At 68.8% G+C, this 24,782-nt stretch carries 22 protein-coding genes; 17 read left to right on the top strand and 5 right to left on the bottom strand.

Translation table 11 applies throughout. The annotated features are described in order from the left end of the window. Positions 1 to 53 precede the first annotated feature (53 nt). The 3 genes from AC1DWC_RS24445 to AC1DWC_RS24435 all read right to left on the bottom strand — a co-directional run bounded on the left by AC1DWC_RS24445 (position 54) and on the right by AC1DWC_RS24435 (position 4,056). Positions 54 to 1,676 carry a long-chain-fatty-acid--CoA ligase gene (locus AC1DWC_RS24445; RefSeq protein ID WP_477912215.1) on the bottom strand — a complete coding sequence of 541 codons (1,623 nt, stop codon included), beginning with the start codon at positions 1,674 to 1,676 and terminating at the stop codon, positions 54 to 56. A 16-nt stretch (positions 1,677 to 1,692) separates the two neighbouring features. Continuing rightward, on the bottom strand, positions 1,693 to 2,811 hold the full coding sequence (locus tag AC1DWC_RS24440) for an acyl-CoA dehydrogenase family protein (protein ID WP_072843139.1): 1,119 nt from the start codon (positions 2,809 to 2,811) through the stop codon (positions 1,693 to 1,695). Between the two features lie 69 nt (positions 2,812 to 2,880). Then, on the bottom strand, positions 2,881 to 4,056 hold the full coding sequence (locus AC1DWC_RS24435) for an acyl-CoA dehydrogenase family protein (RefSeq protein WP_477912237.1): 1,176 nt from the start codon (positions 4,054 to 4,056) through the stop codon (positions 2,881 to 2,883). Positions 4,057 to 4,281: 225 nt separating this feature from the next. On the opposite strand from AC1DWC_RS24435, the gene AC1DWC_RS24430 reads away from it, so the two are divergent. The 12 genes from AC1DWC_RS24430 to AC1DWC_RS24375 all read left to right on the top strand — a co-directional run bounded on the left by AC1DWC_RS24430 (position 4,282) and on the right by AC1DWC_RS24375 (position 16,210). Then, entirely contained in the window at positions 4,282 to 4,473 is a 192-nt protein-coding gene (locus tag AC1DWC_RS24430; protein WP_072843137.1) for a ferredoxin, read from the top strand. A gap of 136 nt (positions 4,474 to 4,609) precedes the next feature. Then, positions 4,610 to 5,518, top strand: coding sequence for a 3-oxoacyl-ACP reductase (locus tag AC1DWC_RS24425; RefSeq protein ID WP_477912235.1), 909 nt, complete (start codon positions 4,610 to 4,612; stop codon positions 5,516 to 5,518). Between the two features lie 482 nt (positions 5,519 to 6,000). After that, complete coding sequence (locus AC1DWC_RS24420) at positions 6,001 to 6,765, top strand: MlaE family ABC transporter permease (protein ID WP_477912212.1); 765 nt, start codon at positions 6,001 to 6,003, stop codon at positions 6,763 to 6,765. A 4-nt stretch (positions 6,766 to 6,769) separates the two neighbouring features. Beyond that, positions 6,770 to 7,621, top strand: a complete 852-nt coding sequence (locus AC1DWC_RS24415) for an MlaE family ABC transporter permease (protein WP_477912210.1) — start codon at positions 6,770 to 6,772, stop codon at positions 7,619 to 7,621. Positions 7,622 to 7,625: 4 nt separating this feature from the next. Further along, positions 7,626 to 8,804, top strand: coding sequence for an MCE family protein (locus tag AC1DWC_RS24410; protein WP_477912208.1), 1,179 nt, complete (start codon positions 7,626 to 7,628; stop codon positions 8,802 to 8,804). Further along, the gene (locus AC1DWC_RS24405; RefSeq protein WP_477912206.1) at positions 8,804 to 9,832 is read left to right on the top strand and encodes an MCE family protein; all 1,029 of its coding nucleotides are present in this window, start codon (positions 8,804 to 8,806) and stop codon (positions 9,830 to 9,832) included. Before AC1DWC_RS24410 ends, AC1DWC_RS24405 begins: the two co-directional genes overlap by 1 nt. Next, positions 9,829 to 10,884 carry an MCE family protein gene (locus AC1DWC_RS24400; protein WP_477912204.1) on the top strand — a complete coding sequence of 352 codons (1,056 nt, stop codon included), beginning with the start codon at positions 9,829 to 9,831 and terminating at the stop codon, positions 10,882 to 10,884. Before AC1DWC_RS24405 ends, AC1DWC_RS24400 begins: the two co-directional genes overlap by 4 nt. Continuing rightward, positions 10,881 to 12,164: an MCE family protein gene (locus tag AC1DWC_RS24395; RefSeq protein WP_477912202.1), complete on the top strand. Its 1,284-nt coding sequence runs from the start codon at positions 10,881 to 10,883 to the stop codon at positions 12,162 to 12,164. Before AC1DWC_RS24400 ends, AC1DWC_RS24395 begins: the two co-directional genes overlap by 4 nt. Further along, on the top strand, positions 12,161 to 13,408 hold the full coding sequence (locus AC1DWC_RS24390; protein WP_477912200.1) for an MCE family protein: 1,248 nt from the start codon (positions 12,161 to 12,163) through the stop codon (positions 13,406 to 13,408). The genes AC1DWC_RS24395 and AC1DWC_RS24390 overlap by 4 nt, the downstream gene beginning before the upstream one ends. Continuing rightward, positions 13,405 to 14,823, top strand: coding sequence for an MCE family protein (locus AC1DWC_RS24385; protein ID WP_477912198.1), 1,419 nt, complete (start codon positions 13,405 to 13,407; stop codon positions 14,821 to 14,823). Before AC1DWC_RS24390 ends, AC1DWC_RS24385 begins: the two co-directional genes overlap by 4 nt. Then, complete coding sequence (locus AC1DWC_RS24380; protein WP_477912196.1) at positions 14,790 to 15,644, top strand: hypothetical protein; 855 nt, start codon at positions 14,790 to 14,792, stop codon at positions 15,642 to 15,644. Before AC1DWC_RS24385 ends, AC1DWC_RS24380 begins: the two co-directional genes overlap by 34 nt. Beyond that, on the top strand, positions 15,641 to 16,210 hold the full coding sequence (locus AC1DWC_RS24375; protein ID WP_477912194.1) for a h domain protein: 570 nt from the start codon (positions 15,641 to 15,643) through the stop codon (positions 16,208 to 16,210). Before AC1DWC_RS24380 ends, AC1DWC_RS24375 begins: the two co-directional genes overlap by 4 nt. 77 nt (positions 16,211 to 16,287) lie before the next feature. Here the strand turns inward: AC1DWC_RS24375 and AC1DWC_RS24370 are convergent, their stop codons facing one another. Both AC1DWC_RS24370 and AC1DWC_RS24365 read right to left on the bottom strand, forming a co-directional pair. Continuing rightward, positions 16,288 to 17,748, bottom strand: coding sequence for an alpha,alpha-trehalose-phosphate synthase (UDP-forming) (locus AC1DWC_RS24370; RefSeq protein ID WP_477837348.1), 1,461 nt, complete (start codon positions 17,746 to 17,748; stop codon positions 16,288 to 16,290). Positions 17,749 to 17,799: 51 nt separating this feature from the next. Next, positions 17,800 to 17,973, bottom strand: a complete 174-nt coding sequence (locus tag AC1DWC_RS24365) for a hypothetical protein (protein WP_169888127.1) — start codon at positions 17,971 to 17,973, stop codon at positions 17,800 to 17,802. A gap of 137 nt (positions 17,974 to 18,110) precedes the next feature. Here AC1DWC_RS24365 and AC1DWC_RS24360 point away from each other — a divergent pair, with 137 nt between their 5' ends. The 5 genes from AC1DWC_RS24360 to AC1DWC_RS24340 all read left to right on the top strand — a co-directional run. Continuing rightward, positions 18,111 to 19,832 carry an ABC transporter ATP-binding protein gene (locus tag AC1DWC_RS24360; RefSeq protein ID WP_477912192.1) on the top strand — a complete coding sequence of 574 codons (1,722 nt, stop codon included), beginning with the start codon at positions 18,111 to 18,113 and terminating at the stop codon, positions 19,830 to 19,832. Further along, positions 19,829 to 21,577 carry an ABC transporter ATP-binding protein gene (locus AC1DWC_RS24355; RefSeq protein WP_477912190.1) on the top strand — a complete coding sequence of 583 codons (1,749 nt, stop codon included), beginning with the start codon at positions 19,829 to 19,831 and terminating at the stop codon, positions 21,575 to 21,577. The genes AC1DWC_RS24360 and AC1DWC_RS24355 overlap by 4 nt, the downstream gene beginning before the upstream one ends. A gap of 62 nt (positions 21,578 to 21,639) precedes the next feature. After that, positions 21,640 to 22,455 (top strand): MerR family transcriptional regulator, encoded by an 816-nt coding sequence (locus AC1DWC_RS24350; protein WP_477912188.1) that lies wholly within the window; start codon positions 21,640 to 21,642, stop codon positions 22,453 to 22,455. Further along, positions 22,452 to 23,321 carry a hypothetical protein gene (locus AC1DWC_RS24345; RefSeq protein WP_477912186.1) on the top strand — a complete coding sequence of 290 codons (870 nt, stop codon included), beginning with the start codon at positions 22,452 to 22,454 and terminating at the stop codon, positions 23,319 to 23,321. The genes AC1DWC_RS24350 and AC1DWC_RS24345 overlap by 4 nt, the downstream gene beginning before the upstream one ends. Before the next feature lie 104 nt (positions 23,322 to 23,425). Further along, positions 23,426 to 24,782: HNH endonuclease signature motif containing protein (locus AC1DWC_RS24340; RefSeq protein ID WP_477912184.1), on the top strand; the 1,357-nt coding region annotated here is incomplete at its 3' end.

Raw genomic sequence — 24,782 nt, 5'->3', positions numbered from 1 at the left:
GTTGGTGAACAATTCCGGCGGGACTGCGTCACCGTCGGATCAGATGTCTGCGCTCAGCGGTCGAGTTCGGCATCGAGCTTGGCCGCGAGTTCGGCGGTGACAGGGACGAACGAGGTGGTCCCGGCGGCTCGGAACCAGGTGGGGTCGGGGGAGTTCCAGCGCTGTGCGCTCAGTGAACGGCCGAGCACCTTGTAGGTCGCGGTCTTGGGCAGGTCTGCGCTCACTCGGACAACCGTCGGCACCTGCTTGGGCCCGAGATCGGGCTGGCTGGTGAGGAACTCGGCGAACTCGTCGACGTCGAAGCCGTCCGCGACCACCAGTGCCACCGCGACGCGGTCGCCGACCTGCGGATCCGGGACCGCGTAGGCCGCGGCCTCCACGATCTGCGGATGCCGGGAGACGATGTTCTCGATCGGAGCGGTGCCGAGGTTCTCGCCGTCCACCCGCATCCACCCCGAGCTGCGGCCCGCGAAGTAGACGTAGCCGTCGGCATCGACGTAGCCGAGATCGCCGCTCCAGTACTGGCCGCCCCGGACGCGCTCGGCCTCGGCCTCGGGGTTCTTGTAGTAGCCGGCGAAGCTGCCGGTGCCGGCGGTGTTGACCAGTTCGCCGGTCGCCTTGTCGGCGTTGGTGATGTGCCCCTGTTCGTCGAACTCTGCTATGGGGCAAGGTGTTCCGTCGTCGGGATCGAGGACAGCGATACCGGCGGGCAACGGGCCCAGCGCCCCGGGTGGGGTGCCCGGCGGGCGGGAGATCAGCACCCCGCCCTCGGTGGAGCCGAAGCCGTCTACCACCCGGACGGCGAATCGGCGCGCGAACTCGGCGATCGCCGACGGCGAGCCCTCGTTGCCGTAGACGACCTTCAGCGGGTTGTCCGCATCGTCGTCCCGTTCGGGTGTGGCGAGGACGTAGGCGAGGGGCTTACCCACGTAGTGCGCGAAGGTGGCGCCGAATCGGCGCACGTCCGGCAGGAACCCGGACGCCGAGAACTTGCGTCGCAGGGCGAAGTTCCCGCCGACGGCCAGGGCGATGGCCCAGCACGCCATGACTGCGCCGGAGTGGAACAGGGGCATCGACGCGTAGGTGGTGTCGGCAGCGGAGAGCTCGAAGCGGTCCGCCAGCATCCGCCCCGGACCGGCGACCATCCTGTGGGTGACCCGCACGGCCTTCGGGTTGCCGCTGGTGCCGGAGGTGAAGATCAACATGAACAGGTCGTCGCCCGCCGCGACACGGTCCGGCACGGCGCTGCCGCGGTGGGCTGCAAGTAGGTTCGTCCAGTCCGGGGAGTCGACGGTGAGCACGCGGACCCCGCCGAGGTCGAGTCCGTCGAGCAGTTCGACAGTCGAGGAGTCTGCGACAACCACCTGGCAGTCGGCCCGGGCGATGTCGCCGGCGAGGGCCTCGCCACGGCGGGTGGTGTTCAGCCCCACCACGACCGATCCGCCCAGCGCCGCGGCGCCGAGCAGGAGGGAGAACTCGGGCACGTTGTCCAGCAGCACCCCGACGTGTCGGGGTGCTGCCGGATCGAACAGGGTCGCCAGGCCCGCCGCCAGGTCGGCACTGAGTGCGACGTGCTCGGACCACGGAACCTTCTTGTCCTCGAACAGGATTCCGTGGTCGTCGTCGTCTCGAAGCCGGAGCAGCAGATCGGTGACAGTGGGCGTGGCGATCGTCATGGTGTGCAGCCTAGGTTCAGGCCGGCACGTCGGCCAGGATCTGTCCCAGTCGGCGCAACTGCTCGGTGGCCGAGCCGAGCGCGAACTCGTTGTGCTTGGCCGCCAGGAAGTAGCGGTGCACGGGGTGTTCGCGGTCGAGGCCGACACCGCCGTGGACGTGGATCACGGTGTGCGCCACCCGGTGACCGGCGTCGGCTGCCCAGAACTTCGCGGTCCGGACCTCCTCCTCGGCCGGCAGGTTCTCGCTGAGCCGCCAGGCGGCCTGCCAGAGCGTCAGCCGGGCGCCCTTGACGTCGATGAAGGCGTCCGCGAGGCGCTGGGCCACGGCCTGGAAGCTGCCGATCGGACGGTCGAACTGGACCCGCTCGCGCGCGTACTCCGCGACCAGTTCCAGGGCTCGCTCCAGGGTGCCGAGCTGGGTCGCGCTCAGCGCGACGGCGGCGCGGGCCAGGATCCAGTCCATGATCTCGGCGCCGTTGTCGGTGCTGCCGAGCAGTCGGTCCGAACCGACCTTGGTGCCGGCGAACTCGACGATCGACTCTGCGCTGAAATCGGTGACGCGCTGGCGTTCGACGGTGACCCCGGCGTCGGACGGCTGCACCAGGAACACCGCGACACCCTCGGGAGTCGTGGCGGGAACCAGGATCAGGTCCGCGAAAGTGGCTGCGGGCACGGTGATCTTGGTACCGGTCAGCACCCAGTCGTCGCCGCTGCGCACTGCCGTGGTCACCGGCTTGGCCGGGTTGTCGTTGAGCTCCTCGGCGAGGGCGACGGTGAGGACGACCTCGCCGGCGCCGGCGCGCTGCGCCCACTGCCGCTGGGCGTCGTCACCGAACTCGGCGAGTGCCGAGGCGGCGAGGACGATCGAGGACAGGTACGGCACCGGCGCGAGGGGCCGGCCGATCTCGCGCAGCACCGAGCACTGCTCGAGGATGCCGAAGCCGCCGCCGCCGACCGATTCCGGCAGCGCCGCGGCGAGCACGCCGGCGTCGGCAAGTGCCTTCCAGAGCTTGTCGTCGAAGCGATCCTGCGCGCCGTCGAGTTCCTTGAGTCGTTCCGGGGTGGTGAGCTTCTCGGCGATGCTCCGGGTGAGCTGTTCGAGGTCCTGCTGGGCCTCTGTGTGGGTGAAGTCCATGATGTTCCTTTGACTCGCGCGGTCAGCGCAGGATGGGGGCCGGGGTCAGCGCCGGGTGGGCGGTGGCAGTCACCGCTTGGCGGGCGGCTGACCCAGTGCCGTCATGGCGAGGATGTCGCGCTGCACCTCGTTGGTTCCGCCGCCGAAGGTCAGGATCAGCGCGGACCGGTGCCACCGCTCGAGGCGGCCGCGCACGGCGACGCCCTTCGAGTCCTGGCGTAGGTAGGCCAGCGGACCGAGGACCTCCATCAGCAGTCGGTATGCCTCGGTGGCGAACTCGGTGCCGAACACCTTGCAGGCCGACGCGTCGCCCTTGCTCGGGGCGTCCGCGGAGGAGACCTCCCAGTTCAGCAGCTTGAGGTACTCGACCTTGGCGTGCACGCGGGCGATGTTGATCTGCACCCACTCCTGGTCGATGACGCGACGACCGTCGGCCAGCTTGGTGTTCTGCGCCCACTCGATCGTGTCGCGCAGCGCGCCCTGGATCTGTGCGGCGGAGACCAGCGCCACGCGTTCGTGGTTGAGCTGGTTGGTCATCAGGCCCCAGCCGCCGTTCTCCTCGCCGACCAGCGCGGACGACGGCACGCGCACGTCCTGGTAGTAGGTGGCGCTGGTGTCCGGACCCGCCATGGTGTGCACGGGCGTGTACGAGAAGCCCTCGGCGGTGGTCGGCACGATGAGCATGCTGATGCCCTTGTGCTTCTTGGCGTTCTGGTCGGTGCGCACGGCGAGCCAGACGTAGTCCGCATACGCGATGAGGCTCGTCCACATCTTCTGGCCGTTGACGATGTAGTCGTCGCCGTCCTTGACCGCGGTGGTCCGCAGGCTGGCCAGGTCGGTGCCCGCGCTGGGCTCGGAGTACCCGATGGAGAAGTGCACCTCACCCGAGGAGATCTTGGGCAGGAAGAACTTCTTCTGCTCCTCGGAGCCGTAATGCATGATTGTCGGCGCGACGGAGTTGATGGTGAGGAACGGGACCGGGGCGCCGGCGATCGCGGCCTCGTCGGTGAAGATCAACTGGTCGATCGGCGAGCGTTCCTGTCCGCCGTACTCCTTGGGCCAGCCGAGAGTGAGCCAGCCGTCCTTGCCCATCTCGCGCACGACGTCGCGGTAGACGGTGCCCGATCCGTACTCGCCGGTCTGCGCGGAGAGCGCCTCTCGGCGTTCCGGAGTGATGAGCTTGGCGAAGTAAGCGCGGAGCTCTTCGCGCAACTTCTGTTGCTCCGCGCTGTAGTTGATGTGCATCGGTGCCTCTCCGGTCTCTGACACAGGTTCTAGTCTTGCGGAAGGCCGTCGCTCCGTCCCGGGATTTTGCCGGGCGCGGCGTGCTTTCGGCCCGTCGTCGGGGGTTTTTCGCATCATTGCACAGGAGTGGAACGGGTTCTAGTCTTATGCTGGATCTGCACGCGGTTCCAGCCCGTAGAACCGGCGTTGCAGGCGTCTGACTCGAATGAGAAGTGAGGATCATCAATGAAGGTCACGGTCGATTTTGATCTGTGTGAGGCCAACGGCGTGTGTGTCGGCATTGCGCCCGACGTCTTCGATCTCGATGACGACGAGCAGCTGCTGATCACCCAGCCGGAGGACACCCCCGAGGCGGCGGCGCTGATGAAGGAGGCCGTCTCGCAGTGCCCGCGTGCGGCGCTGCGTCTCGAGGCCTGACAGTTCTTGCCGCAAACAGGAACACGTTCTAGAGTGACAGCCGTCACGAACGTGGCTGGAATCCGCGGAGCGCGCCGGTAATGCGCGGCGCGCGTCCGTCGGAGTCTTCATCAAATTCACGAAGGCAGTGGTGAGATTGGCTAGTCGCGAGGTAAGTCTGGACGGCAAGGTCGCGATCGTGACCGGTGGAGCGTCGGGCCTGGGCAAGGCCGAGGCCCTCGGTCTCGTCCGGCAGGGTGCGAACGTCGTGATCAACGACCTGCGCGCCGACGAGAACGCGGACGCGGTACTGGCGGAGGTCGAGGCCCTCGGCGGCAAGGCGCTGTTCGTCGCCGGCGACATCGGGGAACGCGCGACGGCCGACGCGCTGATGGCGGCCGCCACCGAGCAGTTCGGCGGCCTCGACATCGTGGTCAACAACGCCGGCATCGTCCGCGACAAGATGCTCTTCTCCATGTCCGACGAGGACTGGGACCTGGTGCTCAAGGTGCACCTGCGTGGCCACTTCCTGCTCTGCCGCAATGCCGCCGTGCACTGGCGCGCCGAGTCGAAGGCGGCGGGCGCCCCGGTCTACGGCCGCCTGATCAACACCTCCTCGGAGGCCGGTCTGCTCGGGCCCGCCGGGCAGCCGAACTACGGCGCCGCCAAGGCTGGCATCACCGCGCTCACGCTGTCGGCCGCACGTGGTCTCGAGCGCTACGGCGTCCGCGCCAACGCCATCTGCCCGCGGGCGCGCACGGCGATGACGGAGAACGTCTTCGGTGACGCGCCGGAGGACGGCATCGATCCGCTCTCGCCCGAGCACGTCGTCAACCTGGTGTCCTACCTGGCCTCGCCGGCCGCGGAGGCGATCAACGGTCAGGTCTTCGTCGTGTACGGCCCGATGGTCGCGCTGATGGCGGCACCGGTCGTCGAGCAGCGTTTTGACGCCGACGACGCGCAGTTCAGCCCGGCCGCGCTCGCGGACAAGCTGGGCGGCTACTTCGACGGTCGCGATCCGGGTCGGATGTTCGCCGCCACCGCGGCGGTCAAGTCCCTGGGCTGACGAAGCCTCGTTAGTTGTGCGAGCAATCTCCCGATTCGGAACACGGGACCTTGCAACCTGGGACAAGATGGTGCTCGGGGGCGGGGAAGTGGGGAGTTGACTTCCCCGCCCGCCGCGCCGTGTTCGAAGGCCTCCGCCGCCGAGCGGTTCCTGCTCGAGTGGTGTTGGTGAAAAATCAAGGGGGGCAACGTGGTAGGTCGAACAGGGCTGCGGCGGTCGCTGTCCAACCTGTGTGCGGTCCTGGGCCTCACCCCGGTGGACGACGTGACCCGCGCCCCTTGCTCCCCCATGCTGAACGAAGTCCGGGTTGCCGCGGTGTCGGCCGGCCCGAAACCCGCAATGACCCGCCCGAATGGCTCGAAGGGTGACCGGCTTTGACACAAGAACACGTTCTAGTTAGTATGACCCGGATCACAGACTTTCGGGGGGAATTCTTGCGACCCCCGACGAGTCTCGTGCACGAGAACTGACGAGGAGGACCGATGAACGACCTCCTCGAGGTGCCATTGCGCGCCGTGGGCGGATTCTTCGCGATGACGGGGGAGACCTTCCGCGCGATGGGCCAACGCCCGTTCCAGCGCCAGGAATTCATCGACCAGTCCTGGTTCGTGGCCCGGGTCTCGATGGTGCCCACCGTTCTGGTGGCGATCCCGTTCACCGTGCTGGTGAGCTTCACCATCAACATCCTGCTTCGCGAGATCGGCGCCGCCGACCTCAGCGGTGCCGGTGCCGCACTCGGCGCCGTGACCCAGGTCGGCCCGATCGTCACCGTGCTGATCGTCGCCGGTGCCGGCGCCACCGCCATCTGCGCGGACCTCGCTGCGAGAACCATTCGCGAGGAGATCGACGCGATGAAGGTGCTCGGCATCAATCCGATCCACCGGCTGGTGGTGCCGCGGGTGCTGGCCTCGACCGTGGTCGCGCTGCTGCTCAACGGCCTGGTGTCCACCATCGGCATCGTCGGTGGCTTCCTGTTCTCGGTATTCCTGCAGGACGTGAACCCGGGCGCCTTCGTCAACGGCATCACGCTGCTGACCGGCTTCGGTGAACTCCTGCTCTCCCAGCTGAAGGCCGGCCTGTTCGGCATGATCGCCGGCCTCGTCGCCTGCTACCTGGGTCTCAACGTGAAAGGCGGGGCAAAGAGCGTGGGTGACGCCGTGAACCAGACCGTCGTATTCGCCTTCATGGCGTTGTTCGTGGTCAACGTCCTCGTCACTGCCATCGGCATCAAGCTGACGGCGGGCTGACGGCATGGCACTGGCACTGACCGGACGCTTCCGGGGCACCCGGCGTCGGGCGCGCAAGTTCTCCGGCGCCATCGACTCCATCGGCGACCAGGCGCTGTTCTACTGGCGCGCGGTCGCGTGGGCGCCGCGGGCGCTGATCCACTACCGCAAGGAGACGATCCGGCTGATCGCCGAGATCGCCATGGGCACCGGTGCCCTCGCGGTCATCGGCGGCACCGTCGTCATCGTCGCCTTCCTGACTCTGTTCTCGGGCGGCGTGATCGCCGTCCAGGGTTTCAGCTCGCTGGGCAACATCGGCGTCGAGGCGCTGACCGGCTTCTTCGCCGCGTTCATCAACGTGCGCATCGCAGCGCCGGTCATCGCGGGCATCGGTCTCGCCGCGACGATCGGGGCCGGTTCGACCGCACAGCTCGGCGCGATGCGGGTCTCCGAGGAGATCGACGCGCTCGAGTCGATGGCGATCCCGTCGATCCCGTACCTGGTCAGCACCCGCGTGATGGCCGGCATGATCGCGATCGTCCCGCTGTACTCGCTGGCCGTGATCGCCTCGTTCATTGCCAGCCGTTTCGCCACGGTGGTGATCAACGGGCAGTCGCCGGGCGTCTACGACCACTACTTCTCGACGTTCCTGATGCCCACCGACATCCTGTGGTCGTTCGCTCAGGCGATCGTGATGGGCCTGGCCGTCATGCTGATCCACACCTACTACGGCTTCACCGCCAGCGGCGGCCCGGTCGGCGTCGGCATCGCGGTGGGCAACGCGGTGCGCACCTCCCTGATCGCAGTGGTCACGGTGACCCTGCTCATCTCGCTCGCCATCTACGGCGGGTCCGGCAACTTCAACCTTTCGGGATAGCGGGATGGCTGATTCGAGTCTCAAGAAGAAGACCGCGGCACTGGTCCTGGTCGGCAGCCTGGTCGCCGCCGCGGCGGTGGCGCTGACCATGTTCTCCGGTGGCTTCACCTCCTCCGAGTCGGTGACGGTCACCGCGCCGCGCTCGGGCCTGGTGATGGACCCGGACGCCAAGGTGAAGTTGCGTGGCGTCCAGGTGGGCAAGGTCGCCTCGATCGAGGAGGACGACGGCCAGGCCCGGTTGGACCTGGCGATGGACCCGTCGACGATGCACCTGATCCCCTCCAACGCGAAGGTGGAGATCAAGTCCACCACCGTGTTCGGCGCCAAGTACGTCAACTTCGTGGTGCCCGAGAACCCGTCCTCGCAGTCGCTGTCCGCGGGCACGAACATCGAGGCCGACTCGGTGACGGTGGAGTTCAACACCCTCTTCCAGAACCTGTCGACGCTGCTGCAGCAGATCGAGCCGGAGAAGCTCAACGCCACCCTCGGCGCCATCTCGTCGGCACTGAACGGCCGCGGCGAGCAGCTCGGCGAGCTGCTCGAGGAGACGGACCAGTACCTGAAGACGATGAACCCGGTGCTGCCGCAGCTGCAGGAGGACCTCGGCAAGGCGGCCCAGGTCACCAACCTCTACGCGGACGTGACGCCGAACCTGATGCACCTGCTCGACAACGCGACCGCCACCAGCGGCACCATCGTCGAGGAGCAGGCGAACCTCGACCTGCTGCTGATGAACGTGACCGGGCTGGCGAACACCGCGACCGACGTCCTGACCGAGAACGAGGCCAACCTGACGAAGGCACTCGCGGACCTGCGGCCCACCACGGCGCTGCTCGACCAGTACTCGCCGTCCATCGCCTGCCTGATCACCGGGATGAACAAGGTCCTGCCGGACGCCGAGAAGGCCGTCGGCGGCCTGCAGCCGGGATTCGCCCTCAGCACCAACTTCCTGCCGGGAGCGAAGCCCTACACCTACCCGAAGGACCTGCCCAAGGTGAACGCCAGCGGCGGCCCGAACTGCTGGGGCCTGCCGGACTTCCACCCGAAGAAGGACGGCAACGCCAAGTTCGTCGTCGCGGACACCGGCAACGTGCCCTACCAGCCGTCCACCGAGACCGGCGTGAGCGTGCCGAAGATGTTCCAGTGGCTCTACGCCGGCGTCCCCGTAGGAGGGCAGAAGTAATGCGGGCGACCACGGTCAAACTGCTCGTCTTCACCACGGTGATGGCGCTGATCTTCGCCGGCCTCGCCGTCGTGTTCAGTCAGGTCCGGTTCAGCAGCTCGGAGAGCTACCAGGCCGACTTCACCGACGCGTCCGGCATCAAGCCCGGTGACAAGGTGCGGATCGCCGGGGTGCCGGTGGGTGCGGTCGAGGGCGTGCAGATCGGTGACGACAACCTCGCCGAGGTGAGCTTCAGCGTCGACACGAAGTATCCGCTGCTGCAGAGCACCAAGGCGACGGTGCGCTACGAGAACCTCGTCGGCGACCGCTACCTCGAGCTGCTCGAAGGCGCGGGCTCGACCGAGGCGCTGGCCGACGGCGACACCATCCCGGTGTCGCAGACCGCGCCGGCACTCGACCTCGACCTGCTGCTCGGCGGGTTCAAGCCGCTGCTGCGTGGCCTCGACCCGAACCAGGTCAACGACCTGACCGGGGCCCTGCTGCAGGTGTTCCAGGGTCAGGGCGACACGCTGGTCTCGCTGCTGGGCAGCACCAGTTCGTTCACCACCACACTGGCCGACCGGGACCAGCTGATCGGCGAGGTGATCACCAACCTCAACGCCACGCTGACCACGATCAACGACAAGGGCGATCAGTTCTCGACCACCATCGACCAGCTGCAGCAGCTGGTCAGCGGCCTGGCACAGGACAGCGACCCGATCGGCAACGCGATCCCGAAGATCGCCACCGCGACCGGCGACCTCGCGACGCTGCTGCAGGGCGCACGGCCGGACCTGCAGAGCACCATTGCGGAGGCGAACCGCGTCGCGACCCAGGTCAACCTCGGCGAAGACCAGGTCGACTGGGTGCTCGAGCGACTGCCGGAAACGTACAAGAAGCTGATCCGAACCGGTTCCTACGGCAGCTTCTTCCAGTTCTACACATGTGCGGTCAATTTCAAGTTTTCCGGTCCGGACGGTAAGGACCTCACCCTGCCGGCTCCGGTGGCCCCAGAGCAGACGACGGGAAGGTGCGAGCCGCTGTCATGAACAAGCCTCGTGAAAGAAACCCCGTGCAGATCGGGATCATCGGACTTGTCGTCGCGGTCTCGCTGGTACTCGCCGGCCTGCAGTACGACAAGCTGCCCTTCCTTTCCGGCGGGGCGAGCTACCAGGCGCAGTTCGCGGACGCCGGCGGCCTGATGGTCGGCGACTTCGTGACCGTCGCCGGCGTCAATGTCGGCAAGGTGGAGAAGGTCGAGCTCGACAACACCAACGTCCTGGTGACCTTCACCGTGGACGACGGCGTGGTCCTCGGCGATTCCACCGGCGCCGACATCAAGACCAACACCATCCTCGGGCGGAAGTCCCTGAAGGTGGCGTCGGACGGCTCCGGCACGATGCACGTCGGGGACACGATCCCGCTGGCGCGCACCAACTCGCCGTACTCGCTCAACGACGCGCTGGGCGACCTGGCGACGACGGCATCGGAGCTCGACACCGACCAGCTCAACAACTCGCTCAACGCGATGTCCGACGCTCTGGCGGACACCCCGCCCGAGCTGCGGACCGCGTTGGCCGGCGTCACCCGGCTCTCGCAGAGCATCAACACCCGTGACGAGAGCCTGCGTGACTTGCTCGCAAAGGCTGAGAGTGTCACCGGGATCCTCGGCGAGCGCAGCGGCCAGATCAACTCGCTGCTGGTCGACGGCAACCGCCTGCTCGCCGAGCTCGACCGTCGCCGCAACGCGATCAGCGAGCTCATCGTCAACGTCTCGGCGGTGTCCCGGCAGCTGACCGGGCTGGTCCAGGACAACGAGCAGCAGATGAAGCCGACCCTGGAGCAGCTGAACCAGACGGTGGCGATCCTGCAGCGGAACAAGGACAACATCGGGCAGGCCCTCGACGGCCTCGGCCCGTACGCGACCACGCTCGGCGAGGCGGTCGGCAGCGGGCCCTTCTTCATGGCCTACGTGGCGAACTTCGGGGTCGGCCAGCTGACCCAGACCTTCACCGACTCGCTGCTCTGGCCCGAGAACGTGCCGAAGGACCTGCAGCAGTTCCCGGTGCCGAAGATTGAGCTGAAGGACCCCAACCGATGAGCGAGCCGATGGCCGACCGTAAGAAGTGGCTGCTGCGTGGCGGCGTGGCCGCCGTGGTGATCGCGGCGCTCGTCGCGGGGGCGCTCGTCCTGTTCCCCGGACTCGGGAAGAACACGATCACCGCGTACTTCCCGACCACCACCGGCATCTACGCCGGTGACGACGTGCGAGTGCTCGGTGTCACGGTCGGCAAGATCGAGAGCATCGATCCCTCCGGCGACAGCGCCAAGGTGGTGATGAACGTCGACCGCTCGGTGGAGATCCCCGCCGACGCGAAGGCGATCATCGTCGCGCCGAGCCTGGTGGCGGCGCGCTTCATCCAGCTCACCCCGGTGTTCTCGGGCGGCGAGGAGATGACCGACGGCGCCGAGATCCCGGTCGAGCGAACCGCGATCCCCGTGGAGTGGGACGAGATCAAGACCGAACTGACCAAGCTGTCGACGGCGCTGGGCCCGCAGGGCAGCGCCGACCAGGGCTCGCTCGGCAACTTCATCGACACCGCCGCGGACAACCTCGACGGCAACGGCGACTCGTTGCGGGCCACACTGCGCGAACTCTCGGACACCATGAAGACCCTCTCGGACGGCCGTTCGGACCTGTTCTCCACCATCCGGAACCTGCAGACGTTCGTGACCGCGCTGTCGTCGAGCAACCAGCAGATCGTCCAGTTCGGCGGTCGCCTGGCCTCGGTGTCGTCGCTGCTCGCGGAGAACTCCGACGAACTCGGGACGGCGCTCACCGACCTGGACGTGGCCATGGGCGACGTGCAGCGGTTCGTCTCCGAGAACAGCGAGGGCATCACCGAGCAGGTGGGCCGGCTTGCCGATGCCACCCAGGTGCTTGTCCAGAAGCGGCCCGAGATCGAGCGCGTCCTGCACATCGCGCCGAACGCACTCGCGAACTTCAACAACATCTACAACCCCGCGCAGGGTTCACTCCAGGGCGCACTGGCGACGAACAACACCGCCAACCCGATCAACGCTGTCTGCGGCATGATCCGGGGACTCGAGAACAACAACTCGGATCGCAGCGCGGACCTGTGCACCGAGTTCTTCGGCCCGGTCCTCAACTCGGTTGCGGTGAACTACCCGGGATTCCTGACCAACCCGGCGCTCGGCGCCGGCGCGCTGCCGGGTCAGATCGCGTACAGCCCGCCCAGCCTCGCGGGTTCGGTGCCGGACCGGACCGCGAAGCCCATCGCCGGTCCGCTCGCCGGACTGCCGACCGTCAACGTGCCCAAGGACCTCGAATCCCTGCTGACCCCGGGAGGCGGCCGATGAACCGCAGGACAAGCCGGCGCCGGACCGCGATCGCGGCGGTGGCGATCGGACTGACGCTGACCCTGACGGGCTGCGAATGGAACGGGCTGAACTCGGTCCCGCTGCCGGGCACCGAGGGCGGCGAGGACGGCGCCTACACGGTCAAGATCGAGATGCCCAATGTGACTACGCTGTCGCAGAATTCGCCCGTCCGGGTGAACGACGTCACCGTCGGCACCATCTCGGGCATCGAGGTCGACGGGTGGCACGCACTGGTGACGGTGTCGCTGAACCAGGACGTCGAGCTGCCCGCGAACGCGACCGCGAAGATCGGCCAGACCAGCCTGCTCGGCTCGCAGCACCTGGAGCTGGCGCCGCCGATCGGGATCGCGCCGCAGGGCACGCTGCAGGACGGGGACCTGATCCCGATCGAGCGGGCCGGGGCCTTCCCGACGACGGAACAGACGCTGTCCTCGCTGTCGGTGGTGCTCAACGGCGGCGGCCTGGCCCAGTTGAACGACATCACCACCGAGCTCAATGCGGCCCTGCTGGGCCGGGAGGACTCGGTGCGGGACCTGCTGCCGCAGCTGGACCAGCTGGTCGGCAGCCTGGACAACCAGCGCACGCAGATCGTCTCCGCGATGGAAGGCATCGACCGGCTCTCGACCACTGTCAACCAGCAGAGCGACACCTTGACGGCGGCGCTCGACGCCGTACCGCCGGCGTTGGAGGTGCTGGTCGGTCAGCGGCAGAACCTCACCAATGCGCTTGTCTCGCTGGGTGAGTTGAGTGACGTCGCGACTCGGGTGATCAACCAGAGTGGGGACGACCTGAAGGCCAACCTGCATTCCCTGGCACCGCTGCTCAACCAGCTCGCCGGTACCGGAAACGCGCTCACCAATGCGCTTTCCGTCTTGCTCACCTTCCCGTTCCCGATGAAGAACCTGGACCAGGTGGTCCGGGGCGACTACGCGAACCTGATGATGACCATCGACATGACCAACAAGCGGTTGGACTCGAGCTTCCTCACCGGCACCGCGCTTGGCGGCACCCTCGGCGGCGTCGAGGGCGCCCTCGGGAAGACGGCGGGCATTGCCGGGCAGGCGAGCAACCCGCTGGCCAGTCCGAAGCCTAAGCCGGCCGCACCCGCAGATGCCAAGGCAGAGCCGAAACCGACAGCAGCACCGTTGATTCCGGGCCTTTCGGACATCCCCGGGCTGTCCCAGATCCCCGGCCTGCAGCAGCTAGGAGCGACCACGCCATGATGCTCACGAAGTTCGTCCGCATCCAGCTGGCAATCTTCTCCGTCCTGACGGTGATCGGACTGGTGGTGATGTCCACCCAGTACGTGCGGCTGCCGGCCCTGTTCGGGATCGGGCAGATCGGGGTCACGGTGGAGCTGCCGTCCACCGGCGGCCTGTACCCGCACGCCAACGTCGCGTACCGCGGCACCAACGTCGGCACCGTCGAAGAGGTGGTGCTCACCGAGACCGGTGTGGACGCCAAGCTCACGATCAGCAGCAGCTACGACATTCCGGCGGACCTCGACGCGCAGGTGAAGAGTGTCTCGGCCATCGGCGAGCAGTACGTGGATCTGATCCCGCGGACCGACAGCGAGCCGTACCTCGACGACGGCGACGTGGTCCCGTTGGACCGGTCCTCGATTCCCCAGGAGATCGGATCGATGCTCGACCAGGCGAACACGCTGGTCAAGAGCATCTCCGACACCAGGCTCAAGCTGGTGGTGGACGAGGCATTCAAGGCCTTCAATGGTGCCGGACCGGACCTGCAGCGGCTGATCGACTCGGCTCGCCTGTTCGTCCAGGAGGCCAACGCGAACGCGGACGCCACCAAGGTTCTGATCGACCAGGCCGGGCCGCTGCTCGACACGCAGGTGGTCAGCAGCGACGCCATCCGGTCCTGGACCAAGGATCTGGTGACGTTCTCGGACCAGTTGCGCGCCAGCGACCCGCAGCTGCGCAGCCTCCTGGAGAAGGGGCCGGCGGCCGCCGCGGAGGCGAACGAGCTGTTCCAGGAGCTCAAGCCGACGCTGCCGCTGCTGCTGGCCAACCTGGTCAGCGTCGGCGAGGTGGGCGTGATCTACAACAAGAGCGTCGAGCAGGTCCTGGTGCTGTACCCGCCCCTCGCCACCTCGTTGATGACCGCGTTCTACGGGGCGCCGATCGACGAGGGCGCGCTCGTGAACTTCTACCTCCAGGTGAACGACCCGCCCGCGTGCACCACCGGGTTCCTCCCGGCGGACCAGTGGCGCGACCCCAGCGAGACGAGCACCCCGGCGACCCCGTCGGACCTGTTCTGCAAGGTGGCGCCGGACGATCCGAGCGTGGTGCGCGGCGCCCGGAACTCGCCGTGCATGGAGTTCCCCGGCAGGCGGGCGGGGACGCCCGAGGAGTGCCGTAGCGAGGCCGGTTACGTTGCCCAGGGCAACAACCCGCCCAACGGGCCGGTCCAGGATCCGTCTGTACCCTCGTACACGACAGTTCCAAGTTCTTACGAGGGAACGTCCGGGGTGCCCGCCACGGCACGCCCGTACGACCCGACAACGGGCAAGTACACCGGCACTGACGGCCGCCTGTACGCCCAGCCGGCGCTCGCGACCGGGGGCAAGCCGAGAGAGGATTCGACGTGGCAGACGATGATGACACGTCAGCAGGGTTGACCCCCGAGGACAGCAGGCCGGCGCCGCGTAGGCGCGCCGGCCGGCCCGCGGGGCCGCCGAAGGACGTGCCCGCGGGTGCGGCATCGGGCGAGAGTGCTTCGGACGCAAGGGCCGATCTCGCGAAGTCCGAGCCGAAGACCGTCGAATCAACGACGGTTGAACCGAAGGCAGTCGAGCCGGCGGCAGTCGAGCCGGTGAAGCCCGAGCCGACCAAGCCCGATCTGACGAAGCCCGAGCCGACGGTGGCCGAGGCCGAGCCGACGAAGAGCGCGGCCGAGGCGGCCGTGGACGAGGCCGTCGCGGACGAGGAGACGCCGCCGGCCGCACAGGGCCGTCGGCGCCCGCGGCTCGCGGCGATCGTGGCCGGAGTCCTGGTGGCGGCGCTGGCCGTCGCCGCGGTGCTCCTGCTGATCGACCGGAACTCCGCGAACGAGCGCGATGCCCGGCGAAATGCGTTCGTGCAGACCGCGCGTCAGACCATGCTGAACCTGACCACGATCACGCCGGACACCGCGAAGGAGGACGTCGAGCGCATCCTCGCGGGGGCCAGCGGCGAGTTCAAGTCCGAGTTCGACGGCCGTGAGGACCCCTTCGTCAGCGTGGTCAAGGAGGCCTCGGTGACCACCGAGGGCTCGATCGTCGAGTCCGGTCTGGAGAGCGAGAGCGACGACGGGAAGTCCGCCACGGTGCTCGTCGCGGCGCGTGCGAACGTCACCATGCCCGACAAGTCCCAGGGCGGTCCGCGTGACTTCCGCATGCGGGTGACGGTGACGGACGACGGCGGGACCATGACGGCGTCGAAGGTGGAGTTTGTGCCATGAGTGAAGACGACAAGTCGGCCGAGTCCGTGACCGCGGCCGAGCCCGACGAGGCGACAGGACCCGCCAGTCCGGCCGGTGGTCGCGGTCCGCTGCGGATCGTGCTGGCGGCTGTGGCCGCGCTGCTGGTCCTGGCGCTCGCGGTCGGGGTGGGGGTGCTCTTCTACCAGCACCGCCAGGACGTGGCGACCGAGCAGGCCCGGACGGATGCCGTCAGGGCCGCGAGCGAGCAGGCGGTCGCGATGCTCTCCTACGACTACAACAGGGTCGACGACCAGTTGGCGGCCGCTGGGGACGGGCTCACCGGCTCCTTCCGGGACGACTACCAGAAGCTCGCCGACGAGATCATCGCGCCGGGCGCCAAGGAGAAGAAGCTCACCGTCCAGGTGAGCGTGCAGGGCGCGGCCCCGGTCTCGGCGAGCCCGGACGACGCGGTGGTGCTGCTGTACCTGAACCAGGTCACCACGAGCGCGGACGCTCCGGATGCGGCGACCACCGGCAGCCGGGTGCGGATGGAGATGCAGAAGGTCGACGGGCGTTGGCTCACGGAGCGACTGACCCCGATCTAGCCGATCGACCGCAACAACATGACAACGGCGCCGGCCGCGGGATCAATTCCCGTGGCCGGCGCCGTGTTTCGTCGTCTCTAGGCCTTGATCTCGTCGACCAGCAGTGCGGAGCCGGCCACCGAGTCCCGGGCCAGCGCGCTGAGGAACGACTTGGCCCAGCGGTCCACGTCGTGGGCGAGAACCTGGCGGCGCAGCGCGCGCATCCGGCGTCGGCCCGCCTCGCGGTCCTGGGTCAGCGCCTCGACCATCGAGTCCTTCACGCCGTCCAGGTCGTGCGGGTTGGTCAGGTAGGCCTGGCGCAGTTCCGCTGCGGCGCCAGTGAATTCGCTGAGCAGCAGCGCCCCGCCGAGGTCGCTGCGGCAGGCCACGTACTCCTTCGCGACGAGGTTCATGCCGTCGCGCAGCGGCGTCACCAGCATCACGTCCGCGGCGACGAAGAAGGCGACGAGTTCCTCGCGGGGGATGGGCCGGTGCAGGTAGTGCACCACCGGCCGGCCGACCTGGCCGAACTCGCCGTTGATCCGGCCGACCTGCTGCTCGATGTCGCCGCGCATCTGGATGTAGCTCTCGACGCGCTCGCGGCTGGGGGTGGCGAGCTGCACCATGATGTTCTCGGCTGGGTCGATCCGACCCTCCTCGAGGAGCTCACGAATGGCGTTGAGCCGGACGTCGATTCCCTTGGTGTAGTCCAACCGGTCCACGCCCAGCATGATGCGCTTCGGGTTGCCGAGCTCCTTGCGGATCTGCTTGGCGCGGTCGCGGACCACCTTGGTGCGGGAGAGCTCGTCGAGCTTTCCGGAGTCGATCGAGATGGGGAAGGCGCCCACGCGCACGTTCCGGAAGCCCACCTGGACGACGCCGAGCTTGGACCTGACGCCGACGTTGCCGCGTGAGGTCGGTTGCCCCGCCAGCCGCCGGGCCAGGTACAGGAAGTTCTGGGCGCCACCGGGCAGGTGAAACCCGATCAGGTCCGCGCCCAGCAGGCCCTCGACGATCTCGGTCCGCCAGGGCATCTGCATGAACAGCTCGACCGGCGGGAACGGGATGTGCAGGAAGAACCCGATGGTCAGGTCCGGCCGCAGCATGCGCAGCATCTTCGGCACCAGCTGCAGCTGGTAGTCCTGGATCCAGACCGTGGCGCCCTCGGCCGCGGCCTCCGAGGCGGCCTCGGCGAACCTGCGGTTGACCTCCACGTACGCGTTCCACCAGGACCGGTCGTAGACGGGCTTGACGATCACGTCGTGGTAGAGCGGCCAGAGGGTGGCGTTGGAGAAGCCCTCGTAGTAGTCGGCGACTTCCTGGGAGCTCAGCCGCACCGGGTGCAGCTCGATGCCGTCCTCGACGATCGGCCCGAGATCGGTGTCGGGCACGCCGGGCCAGCCGACCCAGGCGCCGCTCTTGCCGCGCAGGATCGGCTCGAGCGCGGTCACCAGGCCGCCTGGACTCCGTTTCCAACGCGTGCTGCCGTCGGGCAGAGTCTCCAGGTCGACGGGCAGGCGATTCGCGACAACGACAAACTCCGAGGCTCCAGCGCCCACAGTCTTCCTTCGTTCGAGAGCCGGAACCGCGTGCAGGTCAGCGCCGGCGATCTAGTCGTTCTTGGCCGAAGGGCCGATCCCGAGCATAGACAGCAGCATCCGGCATTCGTCGGCATCGGTCGCATATGCGGCGACGACGCGCTGAGCCTGCCGCGCGGTCTCGTCGGCTACGGGCTCGAGCTCCTCGTCCGCGATGTCGTTCTCGGTGGTCGGCTTGGTGGACATGCGCTTTGTTCCTCCCGGGCGAGCTGCGGGCTGCGCAGCGGGTCGTTCTTGCTGAGCGACTCTATGAGAACGGTGCTGTCCGGCGCTACTTCCGGGTCGTTTAGGGTTCACTAACATCAACCATGGATGGAGGCCCGATGGGGCGCATTCCCGACCGCGCCGGTGGCGCGGCGGTCCTACGTCGGACTCTGGCTCGTAACCGCGGACGGCTCACGGTCGGCACCGCGCTGCTGGTGGTGCACCAGGTCGCCGAGACGATGGTGCCGATCGCGATCGGTGTGATCGTGGGGCGGGCGATCTCCACCGGCGACACCGCGGCCATGATCTGGTCCGTCGCCGGCCTTGGTGCACTGTTTCTGCTGCTCACGGCCGCGTGGCGAATCGGTGCCCGGCTGATCGTCTTCGCCATGGAGCGCGAGGCGCACCGGTTGCGGGTCGAGGTGGCCGGCCGGATCCTGCATCCGCAGGGAGTGCGGATCGACCTGCGCTCCGGCGAACTGCTCACGGTCGCCACCTCTGACGCCGAGCGTGAGGCGTGGATTCTCGACGCCGTCCCGCGGGCCGTCAGCGCGGTGGCCGCCGCCGTGGTCGCGGCCGTCGCACTGCTGGTGATCGACGTGACGCTGGGGCTGGCGGTCCTGATTGGCACCCCGGTGATCCTCGGGCTGCTGCAACTGGCGGCGCCGCTGATCACCCGCCGGGCGACGGACCAGCAGGCGGCCACCGCGCGGGTGTCGGGGATGGCGACCGACCTGGTGAGCGGGCTGCGGCCGCTGCGTGGGCTGGGTGCGGAGACGGTCGCGGCGCAGCGCTACCGCGCGGCCAGCCAGGAGGCGCTCGGCGCGACGCTGCGGGCCGCCCGCACCACGGGCGTGTACATCGGGACGTCGGTGACGGTCAGCGCACTGCTCGCCGTCGCCGTGGCGGGTTTCGCGGGCCTGTTCGCGCTGCAGGGCCGGATCGGCGTCGGCGAACTGATCACCGTCGTCGGGCTGTCCCAGTTCGTCATCGAACCGCTGGGCAGCCTTTCCCGGGTGCCTGGTGCGCTGGCGACCGCGCGGGCCTCGGCGGACCGCCTGGCGCTGGTACTCGACGCCGACGAGCTGGTGCCCGCCGGCTCCGGCCCGGCGCCGCAGGCCGCGGGCGTCGCCCTCGAGGACATCCGCTACCGGTCGCTGAGCGGGCTGACGCTGCACGCGCGACCGGGGGAGCTGCTCGCGGTGCTCGCACACCGGCCACAGGACGGTGAGGCGCTGGCGCAGCTGCTGTCCGGGCACGTGCCGCCGGAGGACTACGCCGGGACCCTCTCCGTCGGCGGCGCGGAACTGGCGGAGATGGATCTTGCGCACGCCCGCCGGGCACTGCTGGTGGAACCGCACCACACCGACCTGTTCGCGGGCACCCTGCGGTCCAACGTGGTCGCGGGCCGTCCCGACGCGGAGGCCGACGAGGTGCACCTTGCGCTGACGGCCTCGGCGTCCACCGATGTCGTGGACGCACATCCGCAGGGACTCGACCTGGCCGTCACGGATCGCGGCGCCAGCCTGTCCGGCGGTCAACGGCAGCGGGTCGCGCTGGCGCGCGCACTGGTCGCCCGGACCCCGGTCCTGGTGTTGCACGACCCGACCACCGCGGTCGACGCGATGACCGAGCAGGCCATCGCCGAGGGGATCTCGCGGCTGCGACACGGGGAGGCCGATCCGTTGCTGCACACGACCGTGCTGATCACCAGCAGTCCGGCGCTGCTGGCCGCCGCGGACCGGGTGCTGGTGCTGGGCGAGGGCCACGTGGTCGCCGAGGGCACCCACACCGGGCTCATCGAGTCCGATGCCGACTACCGGAAGGCGGTCCTGCGGTGAGTGAGTCGCACCGGGAGTTGCTCCCGATTGCCTCGGCCGCACAGAGCTGGGCATGGCTGCGCGCGGAGTTCGGCCGGCACCGGGGGCTGACCGCGCTGGCGCTGGGCGTCGCGCTCGTCGGCTCGGCGGTCTCGCTCGTGCCGATCTACGTCTTCGGCGTCCTGGTCGACCGGGTGCGCGAGCAGGCGCCGACCGAGATCATCATCGGGGTGGTCGCGGTGATCACCGTCGCCGCGATCGTCGGCGGGGTGTTCGCCGGGTGGGCCTCGGTACTGATCAGCCGGCTCGGCGAGACCATGCTGGCGCGGCTGCGGGAGCGGACGGTCGGCCGCGCGCTCACTCTGCCGCTGTCGACCGTGGAGCGGGTGGGGAAGGGAGACCTGCTCTCCCGCGTCGGCGACGACGTCTCGGTGATCGGCAAGGCGGTGGCGGACGTGGTGCCCGGACTGGTCGCCGCCGTGCTGCTGGTCGGGCTGAGCCTGGGCACGATGCTCGGCATCGACTGGCGGCTCGGACTGGCGGGCGCGGTGGCACTGCCGATGTACGCGCTCGGGCTGCACTGGTACCTGCCGCGGTCGGGGCCGATGTTCGCGGCCGAACGGGTGGCGATGGGGGACCGGTCGCAGGCGTTGGTGAGCAGCATGACGGGTGCGCGCACGGTGCGGGCCTACGGGCTCGAGGACGTGCACCTCGCGGAGATCGACCGGGCGTCGGGGCGGGCCCGCGACCTGGCAACCGGGGTGTTCACCCTGTTCACCCGGTTTGCCGGGCGGGGCAACCGGGCCGAGTTCGTCGGCCTGTCGGCGATCCTGGTGGTCGGGTTCGTGCTGGTGAAGGGCGATCTGGTGACCGTCGGCGAGACCACCGCCGCGGCGCTGCTCTTCCACCGGCTGTTCAACCCGATCGGCATGCTGATGTTCACCTTCGGGGAGATCCAGTCCGCCGGGGCGAGCCTGGCGCGACTGGTCGGCGTGGTGAACATTCCGGAGGAGCGGCTCGGTGCGGGCGAGACGCCGTCGTCGGCGGAACTGCGGCTGACCGGCGTCCGCCACAGCTACGACGAGGGCCGGGAGGTGTTGCGCGGCATCGACCTCCACCTCGAACCCGGACGCCGGGTCGCGCTGGTGGGGTCCACCGGCGCGGGCAAGACGACGGTGGCCGCGATCGCCGCCGGCTCGATCGAGCCGACCGGCGGGGTGGTCTCGATCGGCGGGGTTCCGTTGCGGGACCTGGGTGACGACCTGCGGCGCCAGGTCGTGATCGTCAGCCAGGAGGTGCACGTGTTCTCCGGCCCGCTCATCGAGGACCTGCGGCTGGCCCGGCCGGAGGCCACCCCCGCGGAGGCGGAGGCGGCGCTGGCGACGGTCGGCGCGCTGGACTGGGTGCGCGCCCTGGACGACGGGCTGGACACGGTGGTCGGCGAGGGCGGGCACCTGGTGACGGCGGCGCAGGCGCAGCAGTTGGCGCTGGCCCGCCTGGTGCTGGCGGACCCCGCGGTCGCGATCCTGGACGAGGCGACCGCGGAGGCGGGCAGCGCCGGGGCCCGGGACCTGGAGGAGGCCGCGGCGGCCGCCACCCGGGGACGCACGACGCTGGTGGTGGCCCATCGGCTCACGCAGGCGGTCACCGCGGACCGGGTGCTGGTGCTCGAGCAGGGGGCGGTGGTCGAGGACGGTCCGCACGCCGAGTTGGTCGCGGTCGGTGGGCGGTACGCGCAGTTGTGGGCGGCCTGGGAGGGGCGGTAGGGGACGACTCGCGTCGGTTCGACGGTTGACCTTGACGTTGGGTCATGGTTGACACTGGGCCCATGAGAATCGGCCAGCTGGCGGATGCGGCGGGGACCACCACGAGGACGGTGCGGCACTACCATCGGCTCGGCCTGCTCGAGGAGCCGCGGCGTCGCTCCAACGGGTACCGCGAGTACGACGTCGGCGATGTCCTCCGGCTGATGAGGGTCAGGTGGCTCGCAGACAGCGGGGTTCCGCTGGCCGCGGTCGCGAGCATCCTGTCCGACGATGCCGCCGGCGAGGGCAGCAGCGACCCGGCGGCCGACCTGCGGGCCTTGATCGGCGCCCTGAACGGAGAGCGGGAACGCCTGGCTCGTCGGCAGACTCGCCTCGCCGCGATGCTTGCCAATGTCGAGTCCGGTCGTCCGCTTTCGGCACTCCCCGCCGAGGTTGTGGACGCGCTCGCGGCGGCGGTGGACGGCGCCGAGTCGCCCGCCGTAGTCGCGGCCCTTCACCGCGAGCGGGACCTGCTCGAGATGCTCGCGCTCTCCGGAAGCGTCCCAGAGAGCTATCTGTTCTCGTATGCGGCGACGGTGGCCGATGACGAGCGGCGTCCCCGATATCTCGCGCTCCTCGCGGACTGGTCTGATCTCGAAGGGCGGGACCCAGATTCGGCGGAAGCGGAGATCGACGCGCTCGCCAGGCGACTGGTCGACTACTTCGCGGACGAGAACGTGGCGGCAACGCTTCAGTCCGGGGTCGTCGACACTCGTGCCGCAGGGGAGATGGCGGTGGGCCTCGCGGAGGTCATCCCCGATCCGTCCCAGCGTGAGGTCGTTCTCCGGGCACAGCGAGCTCTCGCCGGATGCATGCCTGAGGATGGTCAGGCGCGATGAAGGTCCTGTGCAGCAGGCGCTTCCATTGGACGGCACAGTTGGTGGCTCTCGTCGCACTCACGGTCAACGGCTTGTTGCTTGCGACGGCGTCGATTTCGCCGCGTACCTCGGTGCTGCTCGTCGTGGTGGTGGAGCTTCCGCTCGTGGGCGTCGTGGTCATCGGCGTGCTGGCAGGAATCGCGGCGCGACGACGCGGTGGCGCCGGTGCGCGGGACTCGATCACGGCAGTGCTGGGTGATTCGCCATTCTGGCCGCTCGTCCGCGCGGAGATCCTCGGGTACCGCTCGTTGTGGCTGTGGATGCGCGGCCGTACCGCGGGCGTGGACGACGGGGCTGTTGCGTTTGGCGCGAGCCGCGGATCAGCGGTGGTACCAGTCGCATTCGCGGCCGCCACCTTCGTCGAGGTGGGAGCGCTGCACCTCTTGCTGCCCTGGGCCTGGCTTCGGGTCGTCGTCGCAGTGCTCTCGATCTGGTCCCTGCTGGCGTTGCTGGGTTTCCTTGCAGCTCAGCGTGTCCACCCGCATTACCTGACAGATACCCACCTGGTGCTCAGGCGGTCGGGCGCGGTGATCGCAGCCGTCGATCGTGCGGACGTGGTGTCGGCCGTCCGGCGCCTGCGGTTCTCGGAGACGGCACCGACCGTGGTCGACGGCAGACTGTATCTGCCCACTGCGGACGGGACGACCACTGACATCGAACTCGGCCGTCCCGTGCGCGCGAATCTGCCGGCGCTGCTGCCGAGTAGGCGCAAGGTCGAACTCGTGGACCGCATCAGCGTGTACCTCGACGAACCCGCTCGTCTCGTGTCTGCGCTGCGGGGAGATGTAGAGACGGTTCTGGGAGACACTCCCACGCGACATCAATGAGTACTTTTGGTCGCCAGAGCTACCCAAAACACGCACAGGCCACAGGCCGTTCACCAGGCGAAACATCATTGTCATCGAATGCACGTGCGAGTAGAATTCGATGTATGAAACTCGACGCCATGCTCACCGACCCCGCCGGGGTCGAGGCATGGCGACTGGACGAAACCGAGTTGGCCGCGGCGGTCCCGGAACTGTCGGAGAGGATCCTCGAACTCGAAGCCCTGCGCGTCCGGTTGGTGCACGAGGCCGACCAGCAGTGCCTCTCGAACCACCTCGGTGCCGCCGACACCGCGTCCTGGCTCGCGGATGCCACCCACATGACCGCCGGCCAGGCGGGCAGGATCGTCCGGCTCGGCCGCGAACTACCCCTGCACCCACGGATGGCCGCCGCACTCGATGCCGGGCGGATCGAACTCGGCCACGTCCAGGTGATCATCAACTTCCTCGCCCGACTCGAAAAACTCACCGCCGACCAGCCGGTCGAGTCCGTGGAGACCGACTGGGACCACCCCGACCCCGAGAGCGGACACCCCGACGACTGCCAGGCCTACCTCCTGATCGCCGCCCGCCTCGAGAACGTCACCGTCCTGCGCCGACGCGCACGCGCGTTGGAACTCCTCCTGCAACTCGACGGGACCGTCCCACCCGACGGCGAGAACCCCGAACTCAACGAGTTCTTTGCCAGTACAACGCTCGGTGGGAGGGTGCTCGTGACAGGCAGCTTCGACGCCGAGACCGGCGAAGCCCTCCAGACCGCGTTGTCGGGCCTGTCGAGGCCGCACCCGACGACCGACGACGACGGCCACCCGATCCGGGACGACCGCTCCGCCGCCAGGCGCCGCGCCGACGCGTTGGAGCAGATCATCCGCGGACACCTCGACAACGCACGCGGACCGATGGAAGGCGGCGAACGACCCCACGTCACGGTGACGATCGACGTCGACGCACTACGGGATGCGGTGTCCGCGACAGCGAAGGTGCCCGTGACCGGGGCATGGGTCGGAACAGGCTGGGACTACCACTCCGACAACGCAACCGGACCCATCAGCGGCGAATACTGCGACGGCTGCACCGACGTCAGACCCCCGCGGCACTACCGCCGACGCCGGCACGCCACCATGCCCTGGGCCGGGCCGATCTCCGCCGCCATCGCCGCCCGCATCTCCTGCGACGCGCAGGTCACCCCAATCTTCGTCGATCGGGGCGGCAACCCACTCGACATCGGCCGAACCACCCGCGTCATCTCCCCGAAACTACGGAAGGCGTTGGTGGCCAGGGACTGCGGCTGCGCGTTCCCCGGCTGCGGGCGCCCCGCCGCCTGGACCGACGCCCACCACATTCGGCACTGGAGCGACGGCGGTCCCACCGCCCTGTCCAACCTCGTGCTGCTCTGCAAGAAGCACCACACGATCATCCACAGGAACCACTGGGCCGTGCAGATCGAATCTCGGACGGGTTCCC

This window comes from Rhodococcus sp. P4_C10 (assembly GCF_056402135.1).
This window is presented reverse-complemented; position numbering and strand designations above follow the sequence as displayed.

Bases quoted from the DNA above. Each gene is read 5' to 3' on its own strand.
- AC1DWC_RS24365 (WP_169888127.1), bottom strand. From the start codon at position 17,973: ATGTCCACCAAGCCGACCACCGAGAACGACATCGCGGACGAGGAGCTC.
- AC1DWC_RS24400 (WP_477912204.1), top strand. From the start codon at position 9,829: ATGAACAAGCCTCGTGAAAGAAACCCCGTGCAGATCGGGATCATCGGA.
- AC1DWC_RS24420 (WP_477912212.1), top strand. From the start codon at position 6,001: ATGAACGACCTCCTCGAGGTGCCATTGCGCGCCGTGGGCGGATTCTTC.
- AC1DWC_RS24360 (WP_477912192.1), top strand. From the start codon at position 18,111: ATGGGGCGCATTCCCGACCGCGCCGGTGGCGCGGCGGTCCTACGTCGG.
- AC1DWC_RS24410 (WP_477912208.1), top strand. From the start codon at position 7,626: ATGGCTGATTCGAGTCTCAAGAAGAAGACCGCGGCACTGGTCCTGGTC.
- AC1DWC_RS24395 (WP_477912202.1), top strand. From the start codon at position 10,881: ATGAGCGAGCCGATGGCCGACCGTAAGAAGTGGCTGCTGCGTGGCGGC.
- AC1DWC_RS24405 (WP_477912206.1), top strand. From the start codon at position 8,804: ATGCGGGCGACCACGGTCAAACTGCTCGTCTTCACCACGGTGATGGCG.
- AC1DWC_RS24440 (WP_072843139.1), bottom strand. From the start codon at position 2,811: ATGGACTTCACCCACACAGAGGCCCAGCAGGACCTCGAACAGCTCACC.
- AC1DWC_RS24350 (WP_477912188.1), top strand. From the start codon at position 21,640: ATGAGAATCGGCCAGCTGGCGGATGCGGCGGGGACCACCACGAGGACG.
- AC1DWC_RS24445 (WP_477912215.1), bottom strand. From the start codon at position 1,676: ATGACGATCGCCACGCCCACTGTCACCGATCTGCTGCTCCGGCTTCGA.
- AC1DWC_RS24385 (WP_477912198.1), top strand. From the start codon at position 13,405: ATGATGCTCACGAAGTTCGTCCGCATCCAGCTGGCAATCTTCTCCGTC.
- AC1DWC_RS24345 (WP_477912186.1), top strand. From the start codon at position 22,452: ATGAAGGTCCTGTGCAGCAGGCGCTTCCATTGGACGGCACAGTTGGTG.
- AC1DWC_RS24430 (WP_072843137.1), top strand. From the start codon at position 4,282: ATGAAGGTCACGGTCGATTTTGATCTGTGTGAGGCCAACGGCGTGTGT.
- AC1DWC_RS24375 (WP_477912194.1), top strand. From the start codon at position 15,641: ATGAGTGAAGACGACAAGTCGGCCGAGTCCGTGACCGCGGCCGAGCCC.
- AC1DWC_RS24415 (WP_477912210.1), top strand. From the start codon at position 6,770: ATGGCACTGGCACTGACCGGACGCTTCCGGGGCACCCGGCGTCGGGCG.
- AC1DWC_RS24435 (WP_477912237.1), bottom strand. From the start codon at position 4,056: ATGCACATCAACTACAGCGCGGAGCAACAGAAGTTGCGCGAAGAGCTC.
- AC1DWC_RS24390 (WP_477912200.1), top strand. From the start codon at position 12,161: ATGAACCGCAGGACAAGCCGGCGCCGGACCGCGATCGCGGCGGTGGCG.